Source organism: Acidobacteriota bacterium, assembly GCA_028874215.1.
Classification (GTDB): Bacteria; Acidobacteriota; UBA6911; order RPQK01; family JAJDTT01; genus JAJDTT01.
On record JAPPLF010000080.1, the window covers coordinates 113045 to 126098 of the forward strand.

The following is a 13054-nucleotide window of genomic DNA, read 5'->3' on the forward strand; positions in this document are numbered from 1 at the left end:
TGAGGACTAGCCACCTTTGACTCGGAAGCTGTCTCCGACCTGAGTCCTGGCATCGTTGAGCTGATCCCAAGCTTCGACTTCCACCCGGTAGGTTCCGGGTTCCAGGCCCCCCAGGTGAAAGCCCTTCACCAGGACCAGTCTGTCCGGCGAGAAAAACTGAACCGACTCCCCGTTGTTGTCGGTGGTTTCGTGAATGAGGTCGCCGCCGCGCCTGATCTGATAACGCACCTTCAACTCGGGCGCGTTGGAGGATTGATCCAGGCCGAAGTTGTACAGATGCAGGTAAACCGCCAGCAGGGACTTGGGGGAAAAGCTCTTGTCCATGCTGGGCCGTACCTTGACGTCTCCCAAAACGAACATCTGGTCGTCTTCGGGGACCTGGTCCAGCTTGCGGATGAAGTCGGAAAGAACGAGCGAACTGTTGCTCAGTTTCGCGCCTTCCTTCAATCCCGACGGCGGAATGATGGCTTGTTTGACGGCGCCGATGTTGCTGCTTTCGACGTCCTTCACGACCAGATCGAGCTTGTATCGGGTCTTGTTGTCCAGAATCAGGACTTTCTGGTACATCGATCGGCCCCTCAAACTCCTTTCAAACTGCTCCGGCGTGTATGAGATCACCAGTTCATCGTCGAATTCCTGGATCAACTGATTGTCCAAGCTGGTCACGGCGCCGTAGAGGCCGATTCGAGCGGTATGCAGGTCTCCCTTTCGCTTGAAGGTCATGTCCTTGTTCTGGAGCTGCAAGGTGACGGGAACCAGAAGCTTCTCCCGGTTGAGTTTGAAGTAGTCCCTTCGAACCTGGAAAGCGAGGTTTGAATAGCCGATGTTGACCTTCACCAACTCCTTCAGATCGTTGTACTTGATCTCTTTCGGGGTCTGCACCTGGGAGAAAATCTCGTAGCGGTAGAAGGGGTTGTTTCGGAAACTGCCGGTGTTGTACGCGGGGTTGTGGCGTCCCGGAGCAAAATAGGGGCGGTCCTCTTTTCTGGTAAGACCGACCTGCTCGGCCCAGGTCAGGCCCTGCCCCGGCATGTGCAGTAGGGCGTCCTTTTCTTCCGGATTGAGAGCCAGGTGGTAGTCTCCGGTGAAGGACTTGTCCACGAATTCCAACTCGATGTCGTCTCCGATGCCCTCCAGGTGCCGATAGCGCCACCGTTCGAATGCATAGACGGTCGTCTGTCCGCCACCCTGTTCGAATTCGCGGTCGTAGAAGCTTCCTGCGGCGTAGGTCTCGATTTCAGCCGGTTCCCCGTGAATGATGTAGACACGGCCCCGATCCGAGCGCCATCCCTCCTTGCCGGAGTGGAATCGCTCATTGGCATAGGCGATGCGCCGATAGTGTTCTTCCTTGAACTCGTTGAGCGCCGTCCGGGGATCGGGGTCTCGCCGTCGCCAGAACTGTTCGATGAAGCGTTCCTTTTCGTCCTCCGTCGTCAGCTTTGCAAAGACCGACTTCTCCTCTTCCGTAATAATGTAGATGGCATCCCGTTCCAGCCAGTTCTTGAAATAGTCCTCACTTTCCTCACGGCGAACGTCGGGATCCACCTTTTGCTTTGCCCCCATCGCGGGAAAGAAAGGCCCCAGCGACAGAATCATCAATAGGGGAGGGAATAGAAGACGCACGGCTCTGGCCCTTTGTTCCATTGGAAACCTCATCGAGTCGAGCCCGATTATCGACTAGTTTAGGCAAGATCCGATTGGGGTTCAATGACGGCGCGCCGTCGATCTGCAGGGCCGTCGCACGGTGGGTGACCGGTACCTGAAGAGGGACAGCCGCAGGGTTGGTCCCGACTTGACCGGTTTGACGGTCAGGCCGCAGGATGGGTTCGGTGGCGGCAATCGTCAGTTGGATTGAAACAGGCCGCAGATTCGGCGATCTCTGCCGCCTGCTTGAGACAAGCCGGTGAAGCTTTACAGATCGGGTCGGCCCCTTCAGCGGAGATTCAAGGCAACCTTTGCTTTTCCCATCATCTTGGGGACCCTGTTCGGCTCGAGTTGGATCGGATGCACGCAATCGGAACCGCCGCAACCGCCACCTTCCGCGACAGATTCAGGCTCTGAAGAAGCAGCGGAAACCAGGGAGCCCGAGCCTCCCGTTGGCTTGACCTTCACCCGGGACATCGCGCCCATCGTCTTCCGGAACTGTTCTCCTTGTCATCGTCCGGGCGGGGCGGGTCCGTTCGATCTGCTCAGCTACGACGACGTCAAAACGCGGGCCCGGTTGATGGTCGCGGTGACGCAGAGCCGTTTCATGCCTCCCTGGCAGCCCGAGCCCGGCTATGGAGAATTCATCGGCGAGCGCCGGCTCGGCGTTGAGCAGATCGAGATGTTTCAGGAGTGGGTGGCCCAAGGGTCGGCAGAAGGGGATCCGGCCGACCTGCCCAGTATCCCGGAGTGGCCGACGGGATGGCTGCTGGGGCCGCCCGATTTGGTAGTGACCATGCCCCGGCCATACACCCTGGCCGCCGAGGCCGGCGCGGCGGGGAAGGACGTCTTTCGCACCTTCGTGCTGCCGGTTCCGCTGGAGTCCATGCGTTACGTCCGGGCGTTGGAATTGAGGCCCGGAAATCCCAAGGTCGTGCATCACATCGTGGGTGGGGTCGATCCCACGCCGCGCTCCCGGCAGCGCGACCAGCAGGACCGGACACCCGGATTCGATGGGATGAGGTCCACGCAGACGGCTCGTCCGCCCGGGGGCCATATCCTGGTCTGGACACCTGGAAAGGTCCCCATGGAGTACGCGCAGGGCTTGGCCTGGGGTCTACGGGAAGGGACCGACCTGGTGCTGGAACTGCACATGCAACCGTCAGGCCGGCCGGAGCCGGTTCAGCCCAGCGTCGGTCTTTATTTCAGCGACGAGGCGCCCACCAAGACCCCCTTCATCCTGATTCTGGGGTCCGTCGCCATCGATATTCCGGCGGGCAGCAAGGACCACCGCGTAGAAGACAGCTATGTGCTGCCGGTGGACGTGCAGGTGACGAGTCTCTATCCGCACGCCCATTTCCTGGGCAAGCAGATGGAGGTCTTCGCGCGCCTTCCCGACGGGAGCCGGCGCTGGCTCCTCTACATCAAGGATTGGGACTTCAACTGGCAGGACGATTATCTCTACTCTGAGCCCGTCTCGCTCCCGCGCGGCACCGAACTGACCATGCGCTACAGCTACGACAATTCAGCCGACAATGTTCGCAATCCTCACAATCCGCCCCGGCGAGTGGTCTACGGCCCCAATTCCTTCGACGAGATGGGCGAGGTGTGGATTCAGATGCTCACCCGCGACCAAAACGACCGGACAACGCTGCAGACCGATTATCGGCGCAAACAACTCGATCTGGGCATTGCCGGTTTCCGGCATACCCTGGACACCAGGCCCCAGGACGCCAAGGCCCATCTGCAACTGGGTCAGGCACTGTACGCCCAGGGAAAGATCGACGAGGCCATCAAGCATTATCGCCAGGCGCTGGACCTGCAACCTGCCAGCGCCGAAACGCATGCTTATCTGGCCAACGCCCTAATGCAACAAGCCAAGCCGGAGGAGGCGATCCGGCATTATTCCCGGGCGTTGGAGATCAAACCGGACTTTGTGGAGGCTCACCTGCATGCCGCCAACGCGCTGATGGGGATCGGAAGACACGCTCAAGCGGAAGGGCACTATGCGCGAGTCGTCGAATTGAAAGGCGGCCACGCCTTCGCCCGCTACATGCAGGCCATGGCGCTGATCCGGCTCGGCCACTACCAGTCCGCCCGGTCCCGGTTGGAAGAAGGCCGCCGGACGCTGCCCGGCGATATCGACATCACTCACGCCCTGGCCCGGCTTCTGGCGGCGGCTCCCGACAGCAGCGTCCGCAACGGACCGCTGGCCCTTCAGCTCTTGCAGGAGGTGTTTCAAGCCCAGCAGGAAGTCTCCTTCGAGCACGTGGAAACGCTGGCGATGGCCTTCGCGGAGACGGGGCAGTTCCAGCGGGCGGTCCAGATGCAGCAGGCCATGATCGAGGACGTCAGCCGCGGTGGCCGAATGGACCTCGCCCGAATGCTGCAGGAGAACCTGGGACGGTATCGCCGGGGACAGGCGTGCCGGGAACCCTGGAAGGACGATGACCCGGTCTTTTCACCGCTTCCGGGGAAATAGGGGGGAACAGGAATGTCCCCCCTCCTTTACCAGGCGATCCTTAGCCGGAACTGAATGATTCGGGCAAGAGCCGTATTGCGATATCGTGCGAAGGCGCTTGGGTTCGCGAGGGAAAAGCTCGGGCTATAGAACTGCGCCCGGTTGAAGACATTGAAAATTTCTGTCCCAAACTCCAGACGCACGCCCTCTGTGACCTGAAAGTCTTTCAGGATCGACAGGTTCTCGGTCGAGTATCCGAACTTGCGAACATCCGGCAACTGTCGGGTGTCCGCAAAGCCGATCACCCGGTTCTCAGGCGCAAATGCGTCCACGTTGAGGGTGTTTTTCTGCGAGCCGTTGGGATCGTACGCTCCATGGCTGACACCGCCCCCGATGCCTCTTCCGGTGCGATTGACACGCCCCAGGTCGATGGGGTCTCCCGACATGTAGTTGTGCCACCCCATGACCCGCCATCTCCCGATGAAGTGGTTGAGCACGGTGGAGGCGTCGGCACCCCATTTCTGCCCCCGGCCGAAGGGCAATTGCCAAGTCCAGGTCAGGGCCAAATTCTGGGGACGATCATAAGGCGTCAGGAAACGGACTCGGCCCCCTCCATATCCCTCATGCGACACACCGGGAGCGCCGAATACTCCATAACCTCTGCCAGTGGCGATGTTCTTGGAAATGGTATACGCCAGCAGAAAACTGAGGCCCCCGCCAAAACGCTTCTGGGCGCTGATGTTGGCGGCATGGTAGGAGGTAATCCCTCCGTGGGCGCCTCTCAGGTTGACTCCCGTGTATTGGGGATAGGGACGCGAAGCCTGCCGGACACTACCGGTGAACCCCGCATAGGGCACGCCGACGCCGGTCGCCATGCCTGCGGGGGAGGACAACGGCTGATCGATGACCGGTCCCAGCCTGAAGATCGCGGGAGGCACCTCGTTGCGTTCCCAATTCAGCCGGTAGTGCCGGCCCAGCTTGCCGACGTAATCCCCCTTGAGCAGGAGATTCCACCCGACCTCCCTTTCAATCCCGAAACCGAAGTTGTTGCTGGTGGTCCACTTGTTGTCCTGAGGATGAATCCAGTGCACGGCCGTCCCGTTGGCCAGGGTTGGGTCGAGGTTGGGAAGACTGGCGACGATCTGGAGTCCTTCGGCCGGAAACCCGTCGTTCCAGTTGAAGGCCGGAGTCACCCCTCCATCGGTCGAGCTGTATTCGGGCTGGGCTGCCCACCCCAGAGCCGCAACATTCCCACCGCCCTGCAGCTCGGCGCCCGGATTGGCGTAGGTGATTCCCGCGTAAGCTCGAATCACGGTCCTGTCATCCAAGGCATAGGCCAGACCCAGACGGGGCGACCAGGCGCCCCAATCCCGATCGTAGGCCCGGGTTCGACCGTTTCGCCCCGGTCCCTCGCCGTTGAATGTCAAGGCGCCCAGACGTCCGTCCGCCCCGGCATTGGGAATGTCGGGACTGAAGTAGCCCATACGATGATAGGTTTCGCCGAAGGGAGTCCACCAGTTGTATCGAAGCCCGTAGTTGACGGTCAGTTGGCGGGTGGCGCGCCACGTATCCTGCAAATAGATGGCATAGACGCGATTGTTGACCCTCTTGTTGTCAGACGGCCTCATGAAGGCGGTGTTCACTTCTCCCAACAGGTAGCTGGCCCAGCCGCGGCCTGTCAGCGCGATGTCGGGGAACGCGGAGACGTTGCCGCCCGCATCCATCTGATTGCCGCCGGCCAATCCCGTCGTGATGTCGCTGAAGGTGAAATTGCCGTTGGTGAAAATCTGGACGTTCCGTCCCACGGCGGCGTATCTGCCCTGGATGCCGAACTTGTAGTTGTGGCTCCCTTTGACCCAGGTCAGATCGGTATAAACCGGGTACGTGAACTCGGGCATGAAGAGATTCAGGAAAAGGAATCCGAATCCGGAGGCGCCCTGGATGTTGGTGAAGGGAGTATCGGGCGTCACCAAGCCGGTGAGTCCCGAATCCCGCCCGTAGGTGTTCCCCGGTTTGCCGATCTCCCGGGGGACCCCCTGGCCGGCAAAGCGCAGACTGAAGAGCACGTTGGGCCGCACGGTGTAATAGTTCGAGAACCGGTAGCGGAACTGCTTGCCCAGCGTCAAGTGGGTGGTATTGATCTTCTGGTCATAGCCGGCATTCCCGGGCCAGACGACGTCCTTCCTGTGCCAGTCCATCCCGAACGAGAACTTGTAGTTGTCGGTAAATTTGTGGTCCGTCTTCAAGGTCAGCTTGTCGATGTCCTGCTCGCCCTTGTCCAGCGGACCGACATGGTTGTTCACCGTTCCGGGCCGGTTGGGCATGGGGACGCCGTCCTGAAACGCGGCCGAAATGGAGCTGATCCGGTCGCGGGGGATGACGTTGCCTGGGAAGGGATCGCGAATGAATCCTCCATGTCCGTCCGGCCGGGTGGTGGCCGGATCGTAGATCTGGCCCTGCATGATGGGTCTTCCCAGGACATCGGTCCCGATCTGACCACCCAGGAACTCGCTGAAGTCCCCACCACGCATCAACGCCGTGGGAACGGTCGAGGTCTGGCCGCCGGCCGTCCGCCGCTCGCGGTATCCGGTATAGCTGGCCAGAAAGAAGTGCCTGTCCTGGATGATCTTCCCGCCGACGACGGCTCCGAACTCGTTCTGCCGGTGCGGGTTGACGTCTGCCGCGAACCACTGGCGGGCGTCCAGGACGTCATTCCGGAAGTACTCGAAAAGGCTGCCGTGGAACTCGTTGGTTCCCGATTTCATGACCATTTCCACGCTCGAGCCCATGTTCCAGCCGTGCTCGGCGTTGACGTTGGCCACCGTTCGAAACTCGCTGATGACCTCGGGAATCAGCCCCGAATCCTCCCTCATGCCGAAGTTGTTGGCGGGACTGGAGTAGATCCCGTCGATGTTGGTGCTCATGACCCCCACGACCCCGTGGATGTAGCCCCGGTCGGTGGTGTCGGTCTCCTTGCCATAGGGATCGTAAGAGAAACCGGGCAACGTCCGAGTGAAGGACAGACTGTGCCGGGCCCCCTGGTTGACCGCCATGGGGAGTTCCTCGATCTCCTCGACCACCCGGGTGAGGCCTGCGCTGGAGGATTGGTTGTCGACGGCCAGGGCCTGACTTTCCACCGTCACGGTGTCGACCACTTCTCCAATGGGCATGGTGATGTCGAGCGTTATGGCCAAGCCGGAAACCACGCGGACGCCCACTTGTTCGATGGTCTTGAATCCAGGGAGACTCGCGCTGATCGTATAGGACCCGATGGGCAGGCCTGGAAAAGAGTAGTCTCCCGCTTCGCTGCTGATGGTGGCAGTCTCGAGCCCGGTCGCTTCATCGCGGGCCGTCACGTCGACGCCCGGAATCCGCGCCCCCGTCTCGTCGGCGATGGCCCCGGCAATCCTGCCGAAGTTGTCCTGGGCCGATACCGGGAGGGATACCAGCAGAAGCATCAGCGGTAGGATGATCCTGACTGAAGAGAGATAAGACTGCATTGTCGCGTCCTCCTTAGGGACGGAAGTGGAGTAGGTGGAAAGTGGATTCCACAAGATGTAGCGGACGCTACCTGATTCCGTCAAAAAAAGTCAAGCACAAATCGTGGCCGCACTTTCTCAAACTTATTGGACGGGTACATGGGCTTATTGGACGTCTACATGAGCGGTTGATGCTAATCGGCGGGAAGGTCTCAATTCTGCTGTACAACATCCATGCCACGGCCTTGTGAGAATCTGCCGGACTGCGGTCGCAATCACGTAGAATCGGGAATCAGGCGTCTCTGTAATCTGACTGGGGGTAAGGCGGTGAAGCTTTACGGGCCGGATCGGCCTCTCGGGGAGAGATTCAAGGCAGGCGTGGTCTTTCCGCTCTTGATGGGGGCGTTGTTCAGCTCGATCTGGATGGGGTGCACACAACCCGACTCTCTTCAGACAGCCCCGCCGCCTCCCGAGTCAAGCGTAGAAGACTCGCTGAAAACTTATGCGCCCCGGCTGGCCGGCAGCTTGACCTTCCACCGGGACATCGCTCCCCTGGTGTTCGAGAACTGCGCGCCCTGCCACCGGCCCGGGGGATCGGGTCCGTTCAACCTGCTCGGCTACGATGACGTCAACCGCCGGCGAAATCAGATCGTCACCGTCACGCAGAGCCGTTACATGCCGCCCTGGCAACCCGAGCCGGGATACGGCGAGTTCATCGGCGAGCGCCGCCTGAATGCGGATCAGGTCGGGATGTTGTCCCAGTGGGTGGCCGAGGGGGCGATCGAAGGAAATCCGGAAAATGCCCCGGAGGTGCCGGAATGGCCGTCCGGCTGGCATCTGGGTGAGCCGGACCTGGTTCTCACCATGCCTCGGCCCTATACCTTGGCGGCTGATGGTCCGGACGTCTTCCGGATGTTCGTGATACCGGTTCCCTTGAAGTCAAGCCGTTTCGTCCGTGCCTTGGAAATACGCCCCGGCAACTCCAAGGTGGTGCATCATGCGGTGGGACTGGTCGACACGACCCGGCGCTGCCGGAACCTGGACGCGGAGGATCCCGTTCCCGGCTTCGAAGGCATGAGGTCCACCGAGTTCGCTCGCGCCCCCGACGGCAACTTCCTGGGGTGGACGCCCGGCAAGATTCCGACGGAGAGCGCCGGAGGGAGGACCTGGCGGCTGAAGAAGGGGGCAGACCTGGTCATGGAACTGCACATGATGCCCTCCGGCAAACCGGAACCGATTCAGCCCAGCGTGGGGCTCTATTTCAGTGACGAGGCACCGGCCAAGTCCTCCTTCATCATCGGGCTGGGGGCCCGGACCATCGACATTGCCCCGGGGGAGAAGGAGTATTGGATCGAGGACAGTTATGTCCTGCCGGTGGCCGTGGAGCTTCTGGGCGTTTACCCGCATGCCCACTATCTGGGGAAACGGATGCGGGCCTTTGCACAGCTTCCCGACGGCAGCAGGCGGTGGCTCGTCTACATCAAGGAGTGGGACTTCAATTGGCAGGACGAATACGTCTACCGTGAGCCGATTTCTCTGCCGCAGGGAACCCGTCTGACCATGCAGTACAGTTACGACAACTCTGCGGAGAACATACGCAATCCCCACAATCCGCCGCGGCGGGTGGTCTACGGCCCCAATTCCAGCGATGAGATGGGTGACCTGTGGCTCCAGGTATCGGCGGAAAACAGAAATGACCTGCTGACCCTGCAGACCGACTACCGCGTCAAGGAGCGTGACCGGTTCATTGCGGGCTACCGGCACGCCTTGCAGATCAAGCCGGGGGATGCCCGGACCCATGACCACCTGGGACAGGTGCTTCAGGCGCGGGGAAGGGTTGAGGAGGCCATCGGCCACTATCGTCAAGCGCTGAAACTCCGTCCGGGTTATGCGGAGTCCCACAGCAATCTGGCGACCGCCCTGGCACAGCAGGGTCATACCGAGGAGGCGATCGGCCACTACGGGCAAGCCCTCAAGATCAAGCCGGACCTGCTCGAAGCCCACTACAACCTGGGCGGAGCCCTGCTGGCCATGGGCCGCGCCGGCCAAGCCATCGCCTCCCTGCGGCGAGCCATCCGGATCGAGCCGGAGTTTGCCAGGGCGCACAACAACTTGGGCATCGCCTTCGCTCAGCAGGAGGATTTGGCCCAGGCGCTGTTCCACTTTGAGCGGGCGGTGAGGATCGATTCGGACTTTGCGGAGGCCCGCAACAATCTTGGCAATGCGCTTCTCGCGACCGGGGATTTCAGCCGTGCCGTGTTCGAATACCGGCGCGCCCTTCAGATCGACCCCAGCTATGCGGATGCCGAGCGCAACCTGAAGCTGGCACAGGAACTGCTGCTGACTTCCCCCAATTGAGGGGGTTCGGGTATCCGGTTCTCCACTACGGAATGTGTTCGTAGTGGGATGAGAAAAGCATGGGCGCTCTCCGACGGGGTTTCCGGGTCATCCTGATCATCGACGCCCTGCTATCCGTCTGTCTTGCCCGGAGTCCTCAGCAGGCCGCCGCTCCGGGGCAGCAAGAAGGAGATTCGACGGCCACCGAAATATTTGTGGATGCCACGCGGGAAGCGGGGATCGATTTCGTCCACTTCAACGGGATGTCGGGAGAACGCTACCTGTGCGAAATGATGGGCCCCGGCGGAGCCATGTTCGACTATGACAACGACGGCGACCTCGACCTCTACCTGGTCCAGGGCCGCATGCTCGGACCGGGAAAGACGCTGTCCGATGCCATCTTCCCTCCACCCGGTTCCGGACCGTTGATCGACAGGCTCTTCCGAAACGACCTGCGGAAGAACAGGAGCGGCGAACGACGATTGCACTTCACCGACGTGACGGAGGAAAGCGGGATCCAGTCCCCGGGCTACGGGATGGGCGTGGCGGCGGGAGACTTCAACAATGACGGATGGACCGACCTGTACGTGACCAATTTCGGGCCCAACCAGATGTTTCGGAACAACGGGGACGGGACCTTTACCGATGTGACCGCGGCAACCGGCACGAATGACCCGCGCTGGAGTGTCAGCGCGGCGTTCGTGGACTACGACCGGGATGGCTGGCTCGACCTTTACGTGGGCAACTACGTCGACTTCAGCTTCTCGAACCACAAGCGCTGCTTTTCTTTCTCCGACGCGGGCGGCGGCAGCGCACTTGAGTATTGCGACCCCAGCCAATACCAACCGTTGCCGGAGAGCCTGTTCCGCAACCGGGGGGATGGGACCTTTGAAGATGCCTCCCACAAGGCAACAATTGCACGGGAATCGAATGGCGCCTTGGGCGTGAGTACGGCCGACTTCAATGGCGACGGCTGGATCGACATCTACGTCGCCAATGACAAGCGGCCCAATCACCTCTGGATCAATCAAAAAGACGGCAGTTTCCGGAACGAGGCTTTGCTGAACGGATGCGCCGTCAGCGGGGAGGGTTTTTCCGAGTCCAGCATGGGTGTTGACGCCGGCGACTTTGACAGTGACGGAGACGAAGATCTCTTCATGACCCACATGTCGCTCAACGAGAAGAACACCCTCTATGTCAACCAAGGGAAGGCGTCGTTCAAGGATGCCTCCTACCCGAGCGGGCTGGCCCTTCCCAGCATTCCATTCACCGGATTCGGAACGGCGTTCCTGGACTACGACAATGATGGCCGGCTGGACCTTCTGGCCGTCAATGGACACGTCAAGAATGTCGAGGCGCTGGCGCGGGCCAAGGACCCCTACCCCTTGCATCAGACCAATCAACTCTTCAGGAATCTGGGGCAGGGAAGATTTCAGGAAGTGACCCGAACTGCCGGGGCCGTGTTCGGGCTGTCGGAAGTGAGCCGCGGAGCGGCGTTCGGGGATGTGGACAACGACGGAGACACGGACGTTCTGGTCCTCAACAACAGCGGGCGGGCGCGGCTGCTGGCCAATCAATCCGGAAGCGTCAACCATTGGATAGGACTGAGGCTTGCCGGCCAGCCGCAGGGCCGGGACATGTTGGGCGCGAGAGTCGCGGTCCTGCTCCCCGAGGGCCGAACCCTGTGGCGCCGGGTCCGCTCGGACGGGAGCTACGCTTCCGCCAATGACCCCAGGGTGCTGGTCGGGCTAGGCCGGGCGGATCGAGTCGAGGCGGTGCGCGTCTACTGGCCCGACGGACGGGCGGAAGAATGGAAAGAACTGCCGATCAATACGTATTCAATGTTGGTGCAAGGCGCAGGGACCCGGTTCTCCGTGCCGCCCGAGCGTCGATAGAGACTGGCTCAAGCGGACCGGCCCGATTCTCGGAACGTCTGCCGCGACCGGATCGTCGGTCCGACCGGGTTCACTGTGGCGTTCCCTGCAGGAAGCTTCCGGCATCGCGCTGCTTCTTATCGCGTTCCTGCGTGTCCAGTCTCTGAAACAGCTCCAGCTCTTTTCGAGCCTCTTCCGTCCGTCCCAGCGTCTTGTAGATCTGAGCCAACTGATAGTGGGGCTGGGGCTGGTTCGGATCCAGGGCGATGGCTCTCTGCAACGCCGCCACGCCGTCCTGTAGCCGTCCCTTGGCCACGTAGGCCGAGGACAAGGCGACGTAAGCATCGGGAATCTGATTATCGACGCGGGTCACCGCCTCCAGATGCTGGATCGCTTCGTCGAACTTCTGGCGGTAGTTCTTGATGATTCCCAGCTCCAGATTGACGATGGGATGGTGGGGATCGATCTTCAGCTCCTTTTCCAGCACCGGCTCCGCCTTGTCGTACTGTCCCAAACCGAAGTAGAGATCACCCAGCGCGAAGTTGACCCCGGGCGCGTTGGGATTCAGGGCGACGGCTTTCTCGTATTCTTCGATGGCCTGGTTCAGACGCCCCTGGGTGGCGTAAGCCTCCGCCAGCAATTGGTGGGTGCGGAAGGACTCCGGATCGATCTCCTCGATCCGCGAGAAGACCTGCTGGAACTTGTCGTAGGCGCTTCTGGTCCGGTTCAAGTAAGCCTGGGCCAAAGTCTGAAGTGCCTCCAGCTCCTGGGGATGTTTCTTGGTGACCTCCTCCAGGTGCTCGATACTCTCGTCAAGCCGTTGCAGAGCCAGGAAAGAGACCCCCAGGTAGACCTGCGCCTTGATGTTTTCGGGATTCTGGGAAATCGCCTGTTGGAATGCCCCGATCGCCTTCTGATAGTCATACAGGCTGTAGTGGGCGAGTCCCAGAAAGAAGTGGGCGTCGGGCAGCTTGGGTTCGAGTCTCAGCGCCTTCTCGATCGAGGCGACCGCTTCCGTGAATCTTCCCTGAAACTGATGGATCAGCCCCAACTTGGCATGGAGAGGCGCGAACTCGGGTTGGATCGCCAGCGCTGCCCGGTAGGCCTGTTCGGCTGCGCTCCAGTCGCCGTTCTGCTCGGCGCGAGCGGCATTCTGGAGCTGTTCCTGAACCGCTGGAGGCAGTTGGACGGGTGTTCCGGCCGCCTGCATCCCCGCCAATGTCAGAAGCAACAAACTATGAATTGCCATAACTCAGCTA

General features: G+C 61.0%; 6 protein-coding genes. 3 read left to right on the plus strand and 3 right to left on the minus strand.

Features of this window, described 5'->3' with window-relative positions:
- Positions 1 to 6 precede the first annotated feature (6 nt).
- Entirely contained in the window at positions 7 to 1644 is a 1638-nt protein-coding gene (locus OXT71_15955; protein ID MDE2927890.1) for a GWxTD domain-containing protein, read from the minus strand.
- A gap of 457 nt (positions 1645 to 2101) precedes the next feature.
- Here OXT71_15955 and OXT71_15960 point away from each other — a divergent pair, with 457 nt between their 5' ends.
- Positions 2102 to 4126 (plus strand): tetratricopeptide repeat protein, encoded by a 2025-nt coding sequence (locus OXT71_15960; GenBank protein MDE2927891.1) that lies wholly within the window; start codon positions 2102 to 2104, stop codon positions 4124 to 4126.
- A gap of 26 nt (positions 4127 to 4152) precedes the next feature.
- On the opposite strand, the gene OXT71_15965 is transcribed toward OXT71_15960, so the two are convergent.
- Entirely contained in the window at positions 4153 to 7605 is a 3453-nt protein-coding gene (locus OXT71_15965) for a TonB-dependent receptor (GenBank protein MDE2927892.1), read from the minus strand.
- Positions 7606 to 7911: 306 nt separating this feature from the next.
- On the opposite strand from OXT71_15965, the gene OXT71_15970 reads away from it, so the two are divergent.
- Positions 7912 to 9942: a tetratricopeptide repeat protein gene (locus OXT71_15970; protein MDE2927893.1), complete on the plus strand. Its 2031-nt coding sequence runs from the start codon at positions 7912 to 7914 to the stop codon at positions 9940 to 9942.
- A gap of 59 nt (positions 9943 to 10001) precedes the next feature.
- Positions 10002 to 11816 (plus strand): CRTAC1 family protein, encoded by a 1815-nt coding sequence (locus OXT71_15975; GenBank protein ID MDE2927894.1) that lies wholly within the window; start codon positions 10002 to 10004, stop codon positions 11814 to 11816.
- Positions 11817 to 11886: 70 nt separating this feature from the next.
- On the opposite strand, the gene OXT71_15980 is transcribed toward OXT71_15975, so the two are convergent.
- Positions 11887 to 13044, minus strand: a complete 1158-nt coding sequence (locus OXT71_15980) for a tetratricopeptide repeat protein (GenBank protein ID MDE2927895.1) — start codon at positions 13042 to 13044, stop codon at positions 11887 to 11889.
- Between the last annotated feature and the right edge of the window lie 10 nt (positions 13045 to 13054).